We start from the raw sequence: 16616 nt of genomic DNA on the forward strand, positions 1-16616 counted from the left end.
ATCCATGGTCGATCTTCCTTTCGGGAAACAATCACCGAAGCGCGATCTCCATTTGGACGCGCCTCTCCAGTTTTAAAAAAGCCTGTTCCGCCTCCTCCCAACTCTCCACCTCGATCACCCCTCTGAGGCGCAGCGCGGGTGCGGATACCCCTGCAACCCCGGCAACGGTGGCCAATCGCTTCAACGCGGCACTCTTCTCCAAAGCCCCATCCAGATCCTGTGCGACGATGGCGCGCCGCAACTGGGCCAACAACGCCAAAGACTCCACCCGAAAGGCCTCTTTCCCGGACTCAGGTCCAGGTTCCCTGGCAACACCTGACACCTCGGCGATGGACAGGTGCTTCCACGGCTCCAGCACCTCCGGCTCAAGCGTCTGGCAGGGGCAATCTTCCCCGCCGGCGGGGAGTGCGACAATAATGCGGGTGCCCTCGGCTTGCGAGGAGCACATGGCGATCTGTCCCCCCATGGTTTCGCAGATCAATCGGGCCGAATAGGTGCCCAAACCGGTGCCAGTGCGCTTGCCCGAGGTGGTATATTTCTCGAAAAAACGCGGTCGCACCCTCTTTGGAACCTCGCCATAATTGTGAATGAGAATTACTCCATATTTAGCTGTTGCAAAAAGCAGGACACGCACCGTAGAGGCCATGGGAGCTGCCTCCAGGGCATTCTTGATCAGGTTGGCAAACATCGAGTAGCAGAGCAACTCCTCGCCACGGACCAGAAAAGCATCACCCGCCTTGAGCAGGACGGACTCCAGAAGAATATCTAAATACAAATCATTGCTGTTTGTCAACGCCCTTGCATCTTCGCGGATCGCTTCGAGTACCGGTACGAGATCCACGGGCACGGCTTGGAGCGGGTAGTTGCCCTGCTCCATCCGGTAGAGTCCGAGGGAGAGGTTGATCATGTGCAAGGCCGACATGCCCGCCTTGCGGATGCTCTGGAGATGGCGCTGCTGTTCAGCCGAAAGCGTGGTTGCCAGCAGCAGATCCGCACAACCGATGATCCCGTTCAACGGAGATTTGAGGTCATGCCGGGCGATCAATTCCACATCCTGTTTGATGCGATCCAATTCGATCAGTTGGCGATTCTGGGCTTCCAGCGCCTCTTTGGCCAACAAGAGAGACTCTTTGTGCTGCGCCAATTGCTGTTCGGATTCCACCAACTGGCCGATCAACTCAACCAGCAGGTCGTGATACAACTGGTTCTCCGTCAGGCGCGCCTTTTGTTCGAGTACCACATGCAACATTTGGCTCATCAGCGGATCGGAGACGCCGGCACATTCCAGCAGCAGGGCTTGCAGGTTGGTCATGAGGGATGTTCCATCAGCACGCCATCGATTCCGATGTCGTTCATGCTCTGCAAACAGTTGGCCACCAGGGAGATATCCGCCGGATTGTTGAACAGTGCCCCATGCTGCGGCGCAATGATGGCCGGATCGATGGCTTGCACCTGGGACAAAGCCAAACGCACCGCGCGGCACGACGGCATGACCTGGCGATGGAACTGGCAGATGCCGACCACGGGACAGGGTTGGCGGGTCTGGTCGCACTGCAGGGTTTGACGCTGGTGACACGCATGATTGCAGGTGTGGCACACTGCCGGAAGTTGCAAAAAGAGTTGATCGCTCTCCCCGCACACAGAGACCCCGCCGAACAGATCGCTGGTGAACAGAATCCGCGCCTGGGCGTCCCAGGTCATGAAACTGCCGGCAGAGTGGGCATAGGGCGTCGGGATGAACTGCAACGTTCTCCCCGAGGGCAGGGTCAGGCGCCGCTCCATGGCATCGATGCAGTGCAGAACGGATTTGCAACCATAATGTTTGATAAAATAGTTATTCTCACTCTTGGAGATGATTTTCAGATCCGCCCGGTCGATCATCTCCTCCAGGTTGGGCAGACTGCCACACAGATCCGGATCGTAATGCTGATAGATGAGGTAGTGAATCCGGGATGGCGCCACGCCGGCCTGGAGAATTTTGCGCATCACCGTACTGAAATCCGGACGGCTTCCGCCATCGATCAACACCGCCTCATCCTGGTCAACCAGCAGATAGGGATTGCAGGACATGCGACTGACCGGATCGTCATACCCGACCCAATAGACATTGTTTGCGATGCGGATCGGACGGTCATGAATGGGGATGGGACGTTCGGCTGTCGCCATGGCGGCACCTGTCGGGGCTAAGGCATCCATGGCGCGTCATCGTCCATGGAAGATGAATCCGGGCACATCCCGCACGGCACTCTGCAACTGTGCCAGCCGGTCGAAGATTTCATCCACCAGGTGAGCCTGGCCGCCCCCCGGCTGTTGGATGCGCTGCAAGGTGGATTCGATGGTCCGACAGGTATTGATCACCTCAAACAGGTTAAAAAATTGCGCCACGCCGACAATCGCGTTCAGGCGTTGGACCGATTGGGCCAACAGATTGGATGGCACGGCGGCAATCTGTTTCTTGATCTGGTAGAAATCCGCTTCCAGGCCGGAGATCTGCTTGTTGGCCTCTTCGATGAACATCCACAACTTGTCATCAACCCGGGAAGGTCTTCCAGAGACCCACAGGGTCATCACCTGACGAGCCTTGGGATCGACGCTCTGCCAGGCTGCGGGATGGGTACGGGGGTCGCCCAGACTCTTGATGAGAAAATCCCGCACCAGATTCTTCAGATTGGCCTCCGGCTCCCGATCGATGAAGGGGCGCAACAGCACCTCGGCGAGTTGCGACTGGAATCCGGGGATGATCTGCAAAAATCGGCCCTGTTGATCGCGAAAGCCCTGTAACAGCGCCTTGAGGCGATCCAGTTTCAGACCGGTGCGACTGTCGGCATACGACGGCATGACGCTCAACAAACTTTGCAGGATACGTTGCGCGAACCCGCCACTGGCCAGTTCACCCTGCAATCCCGCATCCCGGCAGATGGTCTCGAAGGTCATCTCCCCCTGATAGATGCGCGCCGCCAGACGATCCGGTCCATCCAGCTCCAGCAGATGAAAGCGTTGGCAGCGCTCACGCCAGAGTTGCCATTTGGGATGGGCACTGCCCGCCATGCTCGCGCGGATCACCGGATGGAGCAGCGTCCGTTGCGCGGTTGACAGCGGTTTGACCAGCACCTGATAGAGCAGTGCCCAGAGCGTCCCGCTGGAAGGATGATCGCCAAACCACGCCAGCCACGCGGGCAACACCCCCGGCAGATCTGCCAGGGTCACCCCCTGCCCCAACTCCTCGAACAGAAACCAGGGCAGTTTCTTCAAATCCTTGCGTGCGAGTCCATCGATGCCGTCGTGTTGCGCGATCCACTCGGCCACACGCAACAGACCGACTTGCAGATCCTCCACCGGCAGGCGGGTAAAGTTGTTCTGCGTGAACAGGTCGGCCAATTTCTGTTCGGCCAGCGCCACCCGACTGCCGACCGGCAGGTTGACCGGAAAGAAGAACGCTTGCTGATAAGCGAAGATGGCGCGTTTCAGGCTCATTTCAGGGCGTCGAGTTTCTGTGTCAGGCGGTCCAACTCTCCGAAGAGTTGGGGAATGACCGCAGGCGGTTTGGGATTGACCAGAAAGAAGCGGATGTCGATGCGGCGATTGGCCGGTTCCGCAGTTGGGGTGTCGTGGGAAATCACCGGACGGTGCTCGCCATAACCGCTGATGCCAAAGACCGGTTGTCCCTTCTGATTGCGCAAATCCTTGAGCGGCGAGGTTCCCCGATCGCCCCCCAGAATGGTCTCGAAGGTCTTGATGGCGCGCATGCCGGAGAGGTGCAGGTTGTTGGCAAAGGGATTGGCCTTGCCAAGCGGGATGTTATCCGTGTGTCCTTCGATGAAGACCGCATCCAGGGTGCCAGGATTCCATTGGCGCTCCTCGCAGAACGACGGACGCTGCGCCTTGTCGATCGAGCCGGCATAGCAGGGCAGATGGCGTTGCAGGACGCGGGCGAGCTTGGTGAGCGTCTCCTCGCCGCCTGGGGCAAATTGCGCCACACCCAGGGGAAAGAGCACCTCGTTGGGCAGACGCAGAATGCCGTGGTTCGGGTCGATGAACACCTGGACATTCTCGACCTGCAGGTCATGATGGATGTCGGTCAGCAGTTGATGAAGCAGTTGACTGGTCTTGGCCATGTGCTGGTCCAGATCCCGTTTCAGATTCGCGGCCAGATCGCGCAGCTCGACAATCCCGACTTCGAGTTTCTTTAATTTTTCGCTCTGTTCCTCGTGCAGTTTCTTGATCGCTTCGCGCTCCCGGGTGGCCTTCTCATATTCGGAGCGGAAGTCGCTCTCGGAGTTGCCCATGTTGAAGGAGAAGATGATCAGGATCACAATGAACACATACAACAACGCCGACATCACATCGCTGATCGAGATGGAATAGTCGTGCGCGGTATACTGCGGGCCTCGGGTTTCGCGTCTGCGCTGATACATGGCAGTTCCGTCACTTCCGATCTGGAGATTGCTGCATGTAGTAATTCATGGTGTCGTTCATCTCTTCGAGTTTGTCGTGCAACTCCTCGATGGTGCCGCGCAACTGGTGCGACACATGATCCATGTGCTCGTCCACCCCACCGATGAACTCCAGAATCTTTTCCGAAGAGAAGGATTTCAAATCGCCGTTCAGGGTGCCAAGCGTCTGGAACATGTTGTTGGAGACCTGATCGATTTTGCGCTGATGTTCACCCCAGGTGGCTTGCAACTGGTTCTGCACGGTGGCCATCGTCGATTTCAGGCGCTCCTGGGCCTCGCGCATCGCCGCCAAGGTCTGGCCTGCCTCATGATGGGTCAACCCATCCATGGCCTTGAGATCGTTTGTGAGCTTGTTCAGCCCCTCCATGGCGGCATGAATCTTCTGTCCGGCCAGCATCACCTGTCGCGAACTTTCGATGAGCGGTTTGAGCAGGGTGGTCGAGAGTCCCTCCAGGAATCCGCCCAGGGTGTCGTTCATGTCGTCGAGTTTGCTGCCCAGATCCCCGACGCTGTAGCCCAGTTTTTCGGAAATTCCGCCCATGTGCTCGTCGGTCTGGGCAATGAAGTGCAGCACCTTTTCCGAGAACTCCTGCAGGCCGGTGTTGAGATGGCCGAAGGTCCGTCCCAGGGAATCATCGACCTTCTCGAAGCGCGCTTCGTAGTTGGTGAGGAGCAGGCGCAACTGCTCGTGCGCCTTGCCGATTCCAGCCAAGGTCTGCCGGGCGGTCTCCTGGGTTGCGGTCAAAGAGGTGGAGACCTTTTCCAGCTTGTCGCTGCTGGTTTGCAGCTTCTCGCCCGCCACGGCGATCATCATCGCACCTGACTCCATGGCTTCCACCAGATGGCCGAAGCGTCCGCGCTCCGGATCGAACTGCTGGGTCAAGGTGGTCACCTCGGTGAGCGCCTGGCGTTTGTCGTCGGCAAGGCGGGTGGTTTGCTGCTGCATGGTGACGTTGAGACGGGTCAAGGCGTGGTTGATCTCGCCGACGGCCTGCACCATGGACGAAGCGGCGGCGCCCACCAGGGATTGCAGCTCCACATGCCCCTGGCTCATGGTATCGCGCGAGGTCTGGAGTGCGCTGGCGATGGTCTGCTTGTGCTGATCCAGAGTCTGCACCGTGGTTTGATGGTTGCTCTCCAGACGTTCGATGTAGTGCAGGATGCCGAGCAGGGTCTCCTCAAGCCGTTGCTGACCCAGGCGCATCTCCGGGTCGGCTTGGGGCACGACCACCTCCCGTTTGTTCGACTGCTGCATCATGCCATCCATGGCATAGCGCATCTCCTCCATGGTGAGCAGCATGGTGGAGATCGACTCCTCGATGCGACTGGAGACCTGATCGCTGGTCTGACGCAGGGAGGATGCGGCCTGGGATTGCTGGGTGGAGAGTTGATTGAGCGAGGTGGCGAAGTGGCTGGCCATGCCTGCCGCGGTCTGCTCCAGGCTTTCGGCCGCGCGCAGCAGCAGACCACCGGCCATCATCATGGTTTCGGAGATGGTCTTGGACTCCTCTTGCAGCGCGTCGCGGGTCGAGTCCATGTAACGGGTCATCTGCTCCAACAACTGCTTCTCCTGTTGCCCGGAGGGGGCGATCTCCCGTGGTTTGGCGGCGTTGACAGCGGCATCGATCCGCGTGCCCATCGAATCCTGGAAGCGCTCCATGCCGTCGAGCAACTTCTGCGTGGCGGCCAGCAGATGGGGGGCGGCACCGAAGATGCGTTGCATCTCGTTTTGCACCGCCAGCATGGCGGTGGAGGATTGGGCCATATCCTTTAATGAGTTGCCCATCTGACCGGCAAAGCTGTTGGCCGACTCCTTAAGCAGGGTGATCAACTCCATCTGGGCACTCTTCATGCCGGCGGCCACGCCCCCGAGATCGGCAATGGTGCGCTGCATGGTGCCGGCCAGACCGGCTGAGGAGTCTTTCAACAGGGCGGACATCTCGGTTTGCGCGCCACGCATGCCGGCGGCCACATCCGCCAGATCGGCAAGCACCCGTTCCAATCGGGCGCTCATGCCGGTGGAGGAGTCTTTCAAGGCCGCAGCCAGTTCGATCTGCGAACGCTGCATGCCTGCCGCCACGTCGGCCAGATTGGCCAGCAGGTGCTGGATGAGCTGCTCCTGACCGCTGACAGCTTTTTGGGCGACCGCGCTCTGCACGTCGCCGCGCCCTTTCAACTCGGTGAGCAGGGTTGCCGCATCCTCGACAAAGCGGTTCAGGCGATCGTTCTGCACGGCCAGCCCCTTGTTGAGGCTGGAGACGAGCTGCTCCAGTCGCTGGCCGCTCTGATCGGCGGCGCCATGCAGGCCGGAGATCAACTGTTCGAGCTTGAGGTTGCCCTGATCGGTGGTGCCTTGCAGTCCGGCCAGCAGTTGTTCCAGGGTTTGCCCCTGGCGCTCGCTGGCGCCACGCCATTCACCCTGGTAGCGGTTCAACCCCTCGGCCACCGAGCGCAGGTGTCCATCCTGGGCGGTGTGGATGGCGGTCAGGGCCTCGGTCAACTGACTCATCGCCTGATTCAGATGGTTGAGCGAACCGGCGGAGGATTCACGCATCAAGGTGGTGAACTGCACGCCAAAATCATCGAAAGCCTCGCGGATGCTGCGGGCGGTGTTCAGCAGCCCCTCCTGCCCGCTGGCACGCAGATCACGCCACAGATCGCCCATGCCGGCATTCTGGTTGCGCAGATTTTCGTTCAAGGCGAACAGACCAAGTTCAATGGCCGAGAGCTTTTCCCCGAGAGTGGCCTGGAACTGCTCGAACATCGGGGCAAACGCCCCCTGCATCGCCTGCTGCTGGTTGGATCGCTGGTTGTCCTGATAGCGCACCAGGGACTCGAACATCTTGCCGATCGCCGGAGCCAGGCTGGCGCCGATGCGATGGTCGATCTCTGCGGATTGGGTGCTGGCGCTCTCGCCTGCCACGCTTTTGCTTTGCAGCAGACGGGTCAGCTTCTTGAGTTCCGCGACCGTCTCCATTTGCGCGATATGAATGCGCGAGAGCCCGCTGTCCTCGCGATGCTGGATCTCGAAACAGGCCTCCAAGTGTTCGCAAAAACGATGGACCAGTTGACCAATCCAGTGCTGGCGACGCTTTTCGATGACGGAGAAGAGGATGGAGAGACCAATACCGAAGATCGAGGTGATGAAGGCGGTGGAGACACCCCCCATCAGGAACTTCATCGCCTGTTTCATCTCCTGCGGACCGGCGGCCATGCCGTCCTGCGCCAGATAGATGCCAGCCACCAGTCCGACGAAAGTGCCGAAAATGCCGCCACCGGTCAGAAAGCCGGGGATGGCATCGAAAAGACGGGTATTGATGTTGACGAAATAGAGGGTTCGTTCGTTGAAATAGAGCGACGGATCGGCGCTGGTGCGGATCACCTGCCGGGAATCGGGAGCCGGGACCGTGATGTGCTTGACGAACTCCGCCCAGGAGGAGCCGAAATAGCCCATGTTCGGCTGCTCCATGTCCTGGCGGAAAGCCTGCCAGTTTTGGGCAAACTGGTTTTTTCGCAGGTGTATTCTCCGGTCCGGATCGCTCTCGCGGGACACTTCGGCAGATTCGGCATGGACCTCGATCAAGCGCAGACCGCGCACAATCTGTTTGCCGATTCTCCGGGTTTGAAAGAAGAAAATCCCAAGACTCAGCAGAAAACCGCCGATTACCATGAACGCCAGAACCAGATGGCCTCCAAGGCTGGAAAAAAAGGTGGCAATGGCAATCATCGCGTATCAATCCTTGGCGTGCTTGATGTATTCTTGCTAATATGAAAAAAGTAAAGACCGCATTCAAACGGCTTGCAAATTTTAATAGGAGCATATAATAAAGTCAAGAGATTATTTATATAATTAGTTTCTATTATTATTGTTGATCAATAAATTATATCAATTGGCTAAATATGGCAAAAAAATATTTTAAAGGTGTGAGTTTTTTTTCAATATAAAATTGTTTTTCAATATGCGTTTCGCCCCCCAATAAGACTATGATTGATAATCATTATTAAATAGATAGATCCTTCAGATGATTCGATTTTTTTCTTGATCTGGAACATTTTTTCTGTGTATCCTTTAGCCAAGGATCAATTTAAAGAAAAAATTTTCAGTCAACATTAAAAATCAATATTTTAAATTGTTTTGTTTTGTTTTGTTCAAAAAAATAAAAATTTCGGACATATTGATGTCTGCGCATTTTCACCAAAACAAGGAGATGTTACGATGGCAGGGGAAACCATGATGTTCAAATTGAGCGGAGCTGCTCAGGCTGCCCAGGTGCCGATGCTCGCGGGTAAGTCGTTCACCGTGGGCAGTACCGTCGCCACGGGTGATGGACTGGCCAACTGGCTTTTTCTGAATCCGGTCTCCGGCAATGGCGCGAACAGCGGGATGGTGGCCCTCAAACTGGAAGGGGCACGCCAGGCTGGCCAGTTGTCCACTCTGGTGGGTCAGACGGTCACGGTGGGTAAATCGCCGATTGGTGCCACGGCTGCCGGCAAATGGTTGGTGCTGCATCCGGGCATGACCGGAACCGCCAGCAAGGCGGGTTTGGCGGCGGGAGTTGCCATGCAGCCGATGAACTTCGAAGTCGAAGGTGCGGCGGCCAAGGGTGCGGCAGGCAAAGCCGGGGTGATCTGCAAGGGTGCCGGAACCGGCAAGGGCGCCGCCGCCCTGGCGGGCAAGGGCGCCACAGTCGGCAAGGGTGCCGCAGCCTGCAAGGTCGGCACCACGGCTGCCGTCGGCAACGAAGCGATTGCCGTGACCACGGCAGGCTCGACCCTCGGGGCCGGCTCCATCGCCACCGGCACCACCAACGCCATGGCCGGTGGTTCAACCCTCACCGGTTCGGCCACCCTCTCCGGGGGCGCCAAGGCTGCCGCCAGTGCGGCCACTGCCGCCAGCACCAAGGGCGCGGCCGCGGCCGGCACCATCTGGACCGGTTCCGGTACCAGCCTGGGCCTGGGTCTTGGCCTGGGGGCCTGGGGGCCGATTCTGCTGGTTGGAGCCCTGGCGGCCGTGGGCGTCGGGATCTACAGCTACATGAAACGCCCGGAAGAAGAGGGCGACCTTGAGGACGCGTTGAGCTGATCCGCACGCGTTGAGCTGGTATGACCTGCCGGTCGGATCCATCGGATCTGACCGGCAGGTCAATCGTGTCACTTGATCCAGAGATGTGTTTGAACCATGAAAAATCGCTTGCTGGCCGCTTTCAGCTATCTGGGTGTGTTGTGTCTGGTTCCCTTGCTGATGGAGTCCAAGGAGCCGTTTGTGCTCTTCCACGCCCGGCAGGGATTGGTGTTGTGGGTCTGGACAGTGCTTTCCTACTTTGCCATGCATCTGCCCGGACTCGGACCCTATCTGTTCAGCACCTCGACGGTCCTGGTGCTGTTTTTGAGCATGTTCGGCCTGTTTTCGGTGGTGATGAACCAACGCTGGCGGATTCCGGTCATTGCCACCCTGGGTGGCATTCCCGCCGAAACCACGAGTCAGGATTGAGATGACAGCGTGAGCGATCATTCTTCAGTCCATGCCGAACGGGAAGCGGAAGGTTCCCTGGTCGAAGATCTTAAGGGCTACCATCACAACGCCCTCTATCTGATCGTGGCGATTGTCATGATCTTTCTGACCCTGGTTCTGGCCCTGCAGCCGCTTTATCTGAGTCGCGTGCTCGGTCTGGCGCGGGAGAATGCCGGCTTTGTCAACGCCAACATCCAGGCCATTACGGAGTTGGTGGATTTATTGTTTGTGGGGTATCTCGGCTACATTTCCGATCGCATCGGCCGCATACCTCTGATTGTTTATGGATTTTTACTGGCCGGCATCACCGCCCTGCTCTCGCCCTTCGACCGTCAGGTCAGTGCGATGATCGGGGTGAATGTTCTGGTGATCTTTTATGTCGTGCGGGTGCTGATGTCCCTGGGAGGCACCCTGATTTGGCCGCAGATCGCCACGCTGACCGGGGATTATACCCGGCAGGAGGATCGTCCGCTGCTCCTGGCCAACGTCGGTTTCATGATGGCCTTTGGCGTGACCATCGTCTACGCGGTGTTCATGCAGCTGCCCGAGCAGATCGGCGTGACCCCCACCATGTGCCTGGCCGGGGTGTTCGCGCTCATCGGCGCATGGCTGGCCAAAAGACTGCTGGTGGAGATGATCCAGCCGAAAATGGTGGACCGCAGCTTTCCCTTTCGCGATGTCTGGAACTTGGTCAAGCGGGAGCAGGGGTTGCGTTTGAGCTTTCTTTCCGCCTTCACCGCGCGCAACGACATGGTGATCGTCGGTCTGTTCCTGATGACCTGGTTTGTCTACTTCTCCGACATGCTGGAAAAGACCAGCCACGAGCAGGCCGCCTCGCGCGCCGGTTTGGTGATCGGGTTGCTGGGATTGGTGGTGTTGATCTCCATTCCGATCTGGGGACGGGTAACCGCCCGCATCGGCCGCGTGCCCGCCATTGTCATCGGTCTGCTGATCTCCGGGATCGGCTTTGCCTCGATGGGATTGATCCTCAACCCCTTTTCCTGGGGGATCGTGATCCCGGTGATCATCATCGGCGTGGGTCAGGCGGGTTGCGTGCTGGTGCCGCAAACCCTGGCTCTGGATCTGGCCCCGGAGGAGATTCGCGGCTCGGTGCTGGGGGTGTTCAATACCGTCGGCTGCTTTGGGGTGATCTTTTTCCTGCAGGTCGGCGGCATCCTCTTCGACTGGCTGGGACCGACCACGCCGTTCATTTTCATGGGAATCATCAATCTGGCGCTGTTCGTCTATGCGTTGAGCGTCATGAAGGTGCCCCACAAGGGGCGAAAAGTGTCACAAGATCTGGATCTGTCCTCCATCTAAATTTTGCCAGAAGGATGGCTCGTAATGCCTAAAATCGTATTCGGATTGATTGCCATAGCGCTTGGTCTTTGGGGAGTCTCGACTTGGTGGTGGTCGATCGTCGAATTGCTGCGCGGCCTGGTGCCCATGGCCCTGCTGATCCTGGGGGTCGTATCGCTGGGTGCCGGGGTCACGAAAATCAAAAAAGAGCAGCCTGCTGCGCCGATGGATGCGGAACTGTCCGAGTCCTCCTCTCAATCCGATGAGTAGAACGCTATGTTTTCCAGCAAAAGCGTCGAATGTGGACTCCAATACAGGAAATACCTCTATATCCTGGGGGCCATGGCCGTCCTGGGCCTGATTGGAAGCTACTGGTATCTGAACTATTTTCTCGACGAAATCGGCATCGATTCGGAAAAAGCGATCGCCCTGACCCGTGGCGTTGGCCAACGGGGGGTTCAGGCGATTGCCGAATTGCCGGGCACGCCAGTGCAGAGCGCTCCCGCCTTCCTGGGGGCGCAGGGGCAGCAGGCCGGATTGGTGTGGCCGCAGCCCCTGTTCCAGAATCCGGCGCCCTCCCCGGCCGATCAGGAGTCGTTTTCCACGGTGGTTCGCTCCATTCTCCCGAGCGTGGTGAATGTCAGCACCCAGAACCGCAGCCTGACCATGCCCAACACCATGCCCATGTCCACCCCGGCCGCCGCGCAACCCAATGCCGCGCAACCGGCCAATGTGGCCACCCAGACCGGACCGGATGGCCTCAAATTCGCCAGCCCCTTCTCGGGCGTGGCCATGGAAAGCATAGGCTCCGGGGTGATCGTTTCGGCGGACGGCTACATCGTCAGCAATTTTCATGTGGTCGAAAACTCGCAAAATGTCTTCGTGACCGTGTTCGGCTCCTTCGGCATGCAACGCTATCCCGCCGATGTGGTGCGCCTCGATCCCTCGCGTGATCTGGTGCTGCTGAAAATCAATGTGCCGATTCCCTTGCAGCCGGCTCCGCTGGGCAACAGCGATCTGCTCGCCGTGGGCGACCCGGTGATCACCGTTGGTTGTCCCTTTGGTCTGGATCAGACCGTGAGCAAGGGGATCGTCTCCGGGGCCCGCAAGGCGGTGACCATCGAAGGGACCATCCACAAGGATCTGCTCCAGACCGATGCGGCCATCAATCAGGGCAACTCCGGCGGTCCGCTGGTGTCGCGCTACGGCTATGTGGTCGGCATCAACACCGCCATCTACTCGCCGACCCAGGCCTTCTCGGGTGTGGGATTCGCGGTTCCGGTCAACAGCGTCAAGGAGTTCATCGCCGAAGTGCTGTCGATTCCCGAGGTGACCCCGGCCATGACCCAACCCGGCTGGCTGGGACAGGGACGCACCGTGGCCGCCACCACGCGCGTCGGCCCGCCACCGATTCCCGTCAACGCCGTCGCCCCGCACGGCGATCGCGGTGCCTGTGAAAATTGCCATGTCATCCTGCGCAGCGGTCAACCGGTCAACCAGCCGATCGGTTCGCAAACCGCCCCAGGTGGCGCCAATGGGGTCAACATCTCGTTGAATGCCCCGCAATCCGCAGCCCCTGGCGCTGGTGCCATCGGTGGTGGCGTGGGCGCCAATGCGGTCGGCGCCAACGGCATGTCCGCCGGCAATCCGGCCACGGCCCCCGGCACCAGCAACGCCGTCGGCTCGGCCAACGGCAGCGCGCAGACGGTTGCCGTCCAATCACCGATTCTCGGGGCCGAATTCAGACCCCTGGACGACACCCTGATCAAACGCTTCCAACCGCCCTACTCCACCGGAGTCTTTCTCCAGAGCATGCAGCCCGATTCGCTGGCAGAAACCGGCGGCCTGCAAACCGGGGATATCGTCTTCAAGATCAACGGCCGCTGGGTCCGCAACTCCGACGAACTGCAACAGCGGCTCCAGGAGATTCCGACCGGCGACAAGGCGCGCTTCTCGCTGGTTCGCAAACGGCAAAGAATGGACGTGACGCTGACCATGAATCCGCAACCGGTCAATGTCGCCCCGGCTATCGCCCCCGCCGCCGAACCCATGCCCCAGCCCGTGGCCCCCGGCCTGCCCCCGGCAGATCCGGCCAAAAACAAAGCGAAAACCAATGCCAAGACCGGACAACCCAAGCCCCCCACCGAATTCGAATGGTTCGGCATGGAGTTGCAGCCGATCCAAAAGGCGGCCGTCACCAAGAATCCATCGCTCAAAAACAAACAGGGTGCCCTGGTCCAGGAGGTCGATCCGGGCCTGCAGGCCGAAATGGCCGGCATCCGCGCCAACGATATCGTGGTGGCGATCAATGGCAATCCAGTCGGCAGCAATGCGGATCTGGACAAAGCCATCAAGGCGAGCGCCACCGCCAAAACGATTCTTCTCGATGTGGAACGTAACGGCAAACGCATGTTCGTCACCTTGCAATAAATGGCAGTAACCTCATAATCGCCAATGAATAACGGCTGACAGGAGAAACAGCGAGATGGAAAAAAGCAAAGATGGGCTTGGGGGAGAGAAAAAGAGTGCCAAGTCACAATCCATTGGTGAAAAATCCATGGCCACCGACTCCGGAATTGCCGAAGATGCTGCCGCCACCCAGATGGATGCTGTCCTGCAACGTCAGATCGACGACAAATTGAAAGGCAAGCAGAACGCCAAGGCACCCAAATCTAATGACGCCAAACTGGTGCTGAAACTCTCGGAACCCTCTCCCGAAGCGGTTGCGGCCGAGCCCCAACTCGACGAGCCCAAGGAGGATGCCGCTCCTGAAGCCATTGCCGTCGTGGAAGAGACCGCACCCGTTGTGGAAGAGGCTGCCGCCGTCGTCGAAGCCGCACCCGTTGAAGAGGCTGCCGCCGTCGTCGAAGCCGCACCCGTTGAAGAGGCTGCCGCCGTCGTCGAAGCCGCACCCGTTGCGGAAGAGGCTGCTCCCGTCGTTGCAGCCGATGCTCCACTCCTGCAAGAGATGGCTCCTGTCGTGGAAGAGCCTGCTCCTGTGGTGGCTGAAGCCACTTCTGAGAGCGCACCCGCCAACCTGATCGAAGAGAGAATCGCCGAAATGTCCGGTCTGGCGGACCACTTCTCGGATTTGGCGCGCGACCCGGTCAAACTGCCCGATCCCCCCGTCGAAGTTGCGGCTGACGCGCCAGCGGAAGCGCCGAAATACGATTTTGCCATGCCCCGCAAGGATCCCTATGTGGCAGCCGCCGAAAAAGAGCGCGTGTTGCAGATGATCCGCGATGCCGCCTCCAAGAGAATGGAGGAGGGATTCGATCTGCGCGCCTCCATCAAGGCGAGAATGTCGCGCCAGGATGAAGCACCGGCTGGCACCGAAGTCCCGATTGGCACCGAAGCCCCGGTTGGCACCGAAGCCCCGGTTGGCACCGAAGCCCCGGCCGCCGTCGAAGAGTCCCCAGTGGCCACAGATGCGCCCGAAACCGCACCGGCCGCCGGCTTCACCATTCAAGAGGATGTCACCACCATCGTCCCGCCCCAGGCTCCGGCGGATGAGAGCGCGGCCCCGGTGGCAAGCGCGGCGGTTGCCGAAACCGTCAACGCGAGCATGGCCGAGAAGACCGAATCCCAGGTGGCCGAGAGCCTGCCTCCGGTTCAGCCCGGCGTGTTGTTGCCCCCGTCGATGAAGGCGCCCTCCGGCTCGCGCATGAAGATGGACCCGCTGCCTTCGCCCAGTCAGACGCGTCTGACCGAGGCCTTCCTGCGGCAGTTGAAGGGACAGGAGCCTTTGACCGAGGAGATGAAACTCAAGAAACCCCAGCCCACAGTGGCCGAAGAGCCGGCGGATCAGCCGGAGGAGACGCCTGAGGCCAAGCCCCGCAAACGCAGTAGTACCCGTCGTCGCTTTGCGGATGGCACCATCGAGGTTCCGGTGGAATCCCTGGGCAGTGGCATTTTCAACGCCTTGGGCGACATGGTGGGTGTGGTGGTCGAAGGCTCTCTTTCCGCTGCCCGCAAGGTCCAGACCAGCGTGACCGGTGAAGAGCCGACTCCAGAAGCTCCGGGTCCGAAACTCTCCGGTACGGATCGCGCTGCGCGTCGCATCGCCAAGGGTGTTACCGGTGCGGGCGGCGGCGTGGTGGAGATTGCCATCGGCGCCGGAAACATCGCTGTGGGTGCGGTGGGTATCGTGACCATGCCGGTCCTGGGTGCCATCGGGTCGGTGTTCCGGGCATTCACCGGTCAAAAAATAAACGGGCCGTCACACGGTACCTAAAGAACAGGAACGACGATTCCATCCACATTCGCCGAAGGGAAAGATAGACCATGCCAAAACCTGATCGCAGCCCACTTTTGCTCGGGATTGACCTTGGGACCTCCAGGACGATGATCATGTCCAACCGTGGAGACAAGGCCTCGGTTCGCTCTGTTGTCGGCTATCCCAAGGACATCATCGGTGTCAAACTGATGCATCAATCGCACATGATCGGAGAGGAGGCGCTCAAGCGGCAATCCTATCTGAACATCCACTATCCCCTTGAGGACGGTGTGCTCAAGGATGCCAATGACCAGGCCACCGAAGCGGCCAAATTGCTGATCAAGCATGCCATCTCCCTCATGAACCCTCTGCCGGGAGAGAAAATTTACGGCGTGCTCGGCGTGCCGGCGCGCGCCTCGCTGTTCAACAAGAATCAACTGCTCAAGATCACCCACGAACTGCTGGATCTCTCCATGGTGGTCTCCGAACCGTTCATGGCCGCCTACGCCATCGATCAATTGAACAACGCGATCATCATCGACATCGGCGGTGGCACCACCGATATCTGCGCCATGATGGGTACGATTCCCGGTGTCAACGAACAGGTCACGGTACTCAAGGCCGGCAACTACATTGATCTGGTCCTGGAAAATCTGATCCGCGAAAATCATCCCAACGTGCAGATGACCATGAACCTGGCGCGCAAGATCAAGGAGCAATATGCCTTCGTCGGCGCGCCCAAGGAGGATATCCTGGTCAACATGCGCATGGCCGGCAAACCGGTGACGATCAATCTGACCAAGGAGATTCGCATTGCCTGCGAATCGATCGTCAGCGAAATCGTCGAGCATCTCCAGGCTTTGATCAGCGTCTTCGATCCGGAAGATCAGGAAGAGGCGTTGCAGAACATCTATGTGACTGGCGGCGGCTCGAAGATTCGCGGCCTGGAGGAGATGATCATGGCGATGATGAAAGATTATGGCACCGTGCAGGTGCAGCAGGTACCGGATCCGGATTATTGCGGCGTCATCGGCGCCCTAAAACTGGCCATGGAACTGCCGCCACAATACTGGGATCAGGTCGGGCACGTCGCTTCGGCCTGATCAGGCACAACCAATCTTGAGCATCCACCGCA

General features: G+C 59.1%; 13 protein-coding genes. 8 read left to right on the forward strand and 5 right to left on the reverse strand.

Annotated features, from left to right (window positions below):
- Window positions 1-31 precede the first annotated feature (31 nt).
- The 5 genes from ACOY6C_RS11100 to ACOY6C_RS11120 are packed head-to-tail and all read right to left on the reverse strand — an operon-like array spanning window position 32 to window position 7908.
- Window positions 32-1312, reverse strand: a complete 1281-nt coding sequence (locus tag ACOY6C_RS11100; RefSeq protein ID WP_420905543.1) for a sensor histidine kinase — start codon at window positions 1310-1312, stop codon at window positions 32-34.
- Complete coding sequence (locus tag ACOY6C_RS11105; protein WP_420905544.1) at window positions 1309-2196, reverse strand: oxygen-binding di-iron domain-containing protein; 888 nt, start codon at window positions 2194-2196, stop codon at window positions 1309-1311. The genes ACOY6C_RS11100 and ACOY6C_RS11105 overlap by 4 nt, the downstream gene beginning before the upstream one ends.
- A 6-nt stretch (window positions 2197-2202) precedes the next feature.
- Window positions 2203-3474: an EH signature domain-containing protein gene (locus ACOY6C_RS11110; protein ID WP_420905545.1), complete on the reverse strand. Its 1272-nt coding sequence runs from the start codon at window positions 3472-3474 to the stop codon at window positions 2203-2205.
- Window positions 3471-4415 carry an OmpA/MotB family protein gene (locus ACOY6C_RS11115; protein ID WP_420905546.1) on the reverse strand — a complete coding sequence of 315 codons (945 nt, stop codon included), beginning with the start codon at window positions 4413-4415 and terminating at the stop codon, window positions 3471-3473. The genes ACOY6C_RS11110 and ACOY6C_RS11115 overlap by 4 nt, the downstream gene beginning before the upstream one ends.
- A gap of 10 nt (window positions 4416-4425) precedes the next feature.
- Complete coding sequence (locus ACOY6C_RS11120) at window positions 4426-7908, reverse strand: hypothetical protein (protein ID WP_420905547.1); 3483 nt, start codon at window positions 7906-7908, stop codon at window positions 4426-4428.
- On the opposite strand from ACOY6C_RS11120, the gene ACOY6C_RS11125 reads away from it, so the two are divergent.
- The 8 genes from ACOY6C_RS11125 to mamK all read left to right on the forward strand — a co-directional run bounded on the left by ACOY6C_RS11125 (window position 7867) and on the right by mamK (window position 16584).
- Window positions 7867-8226, forward strand: a complete 360-nt coding sequence (locus ACOY6C_RS11125; RefSeq protein WP_420905548.1) for a hypothetical protein — start codon at window positions 7867-7869, stop codon at window positions 8224-8226. The two genes, ACOY6C_RS11120 and ACOY6C_RS11125, sit on opposite strands and share 42 nt — an antisense overlap.
- 444 nt (window positions 8227-8670) lie before the next feature.
- Window positions 8671-9537: a magnetosome protein MamD gene (gene mamD / locus ACOY6C_RS11130; RefSeq protein WP_420905549.1), complete on the forward strand. Its 867-nt coding sequence runs from the start codon at window positions 8671-8673 to the stop codon at window positions 9535-9537.
- Between the two features lie 96 nt (window positions 9538-9633).
- Window positions 9634-9945, forward strand: coding sequence for a magnetosome magnetite crystal formation protein family (locus ACOY6C_RS11135; RefSeq protein WP_420905550.1), 312 nt, complete (start codon window positions 9634-9636; stop codon window positions 9943-9945).
- A 9-nt stretch (window positions 9946-9954) separates the two neighbouring features.
- A complete protein-coding gene (mamH, locus tag ACOY6C_RS11140; protein ID WP_420905551.1) occupies window positions 9955-11286 on the forward strand; it encodes a magnetosome biogenesis transporter MamH in 1332 nt (443 codons plus the stop codon).
- Between the two features lie 24 nt (window positions 11287-11310).
- Window positions 11311-11535, forward strand: a complete 225-nt coding sequence (gene mamI, locus ACOY6C_RS11145; protein WP_420905552.1) for a magnetosome protein MamI — start codon at window positions 11311-11313, stop codon at window positions 11533-11535.
- A 72-nt stretch (window positions 11536-11607) separates the two neighbouring features.
- Window positions 11608-13695 carry a trypsin-like peptidase domain-containing protein gene (locus ACOY6C_RS11150; protein WP_420905553.1) on the forward strand — a complete coding sequence of 696 codons (2088 nt, stop codon included), beginning with the start codon at window positions 11608-11610 and terminating at the stop codon, window positions 13693-13695.
- 55 nt (window positions 13696-13750) lie between these two features.
- Complete coding sequence (locus ACOY6C_RS11155) at window positions 13751-15499, forward strand: hypothetical protein (protein WP_420905554.1); 1749 nt, start codon at window positions 13751-13753, stop codon at window positions 15497-15499.
- 50 nt (window positions 15500-15549) lie between these two features.
- Window positions 15550-16584: a MamK family actin-like protein gene (gene mamK / locus ACOY6C_RS11160; RefSeq protein WP_420905555.1), complete on the forward strand. Its 1035-nt coding sequence runs from the start codon at window positions 15550-15552 to the stop codon at window positions 16582-16584.
- Window positions 16585-16616: the final 32 nt, after the last annotated feature.

This window comes from Candidatus Magnetaquiglobus chichijimensis, from assembly GCF_045865675.1.
GTDB lineage: Bacteria > Pseudomonadota > Magnetococcia > Magnetococcales > Magnetaquicoccaceae > Magnetaquiglobus > Magnetaquiglobus chichijimensis.

Bases quoted from the DNA above. Each gene is read 5' to 3' on its own strand.
- ACOY6C_RS11100 (WP_420905543.1), bottom strand. From the start codon at position 1,312: ATGACCAACCTGCAAGCCCTGCTGCTGGAATGTGCCGGCGTCTCCGAT.
- ACOY6C_RS11105 (WP_420905544.1), bottom strand. From the start codon at position 2,196: ATGGATGCCTTAGCCCCGACAGGTGCCGCCATGGCGACAGCCGAACGT.
- ACOY6C_RS11110 (WP_420905545.1), bottom strand. From the start codon at position 3,474: ATGAGCCTGAAACGCGCCATCTTCGCTTATCAGCAAGCGTTCTTCTTT.
- ACOY6C_RS11115 (WP_420905546.1), bottom strand. From the start codon at position 4,415: ATGTATCAGCGCAGACGCGAAACCCGAGGCCCGCAGTATACCGCGCAC.
- ACOY6C_RS11120 (WP_420905547.1), bottom strand. From the start codon at position 7,908: ATGGGCTATTTCGGCTCCTCCTGGGCGGAGTTCGTCAAGCACATCACG.
- mamD (WP_420905549.1), top strand. From the start codon at position 8,671: ATGGCAGGGGAAACCATGATGTTCAAATTGAGCGGAGCTGCTCAGGCT.
- ACOY6C_RS11135 (WP_420905550.1), top strand. From the start codon at position 9,634: ATGAAAAATCGCTTGCTGGCCGCTTTCAGCTATCTGGGTGTGTTGTGT.
- mamI (WP_420905552.1), top strand. From the start codon at position 11,311: ATGCCTAAAATCGTATTCGGATTGATTGCCATAGCGCTTGGTCTTTGG.
- ACOY6C_RS11150 (WP_420905553.1), top strand. From the start codon at position 11,608: ATGGCCGTCCTGGGCCTGATTGGAAGCTACTGGTATCTGAACTATTTT.
- ACOY6C_RS11155 (WP_420905554.1), top strand. From the start codon at position 13,751: ATGGAAAAAAGCAAAGATGGGCTTGGGGGAGAGAAAAAGAGTGCCAAG.
- mamK (WP_420905555.1), top strand. From the start codon at position 15,550: ATGCCAAAACCTGATCGCAGCCCACTTTTGCTCGGGATTGACCTTGGG.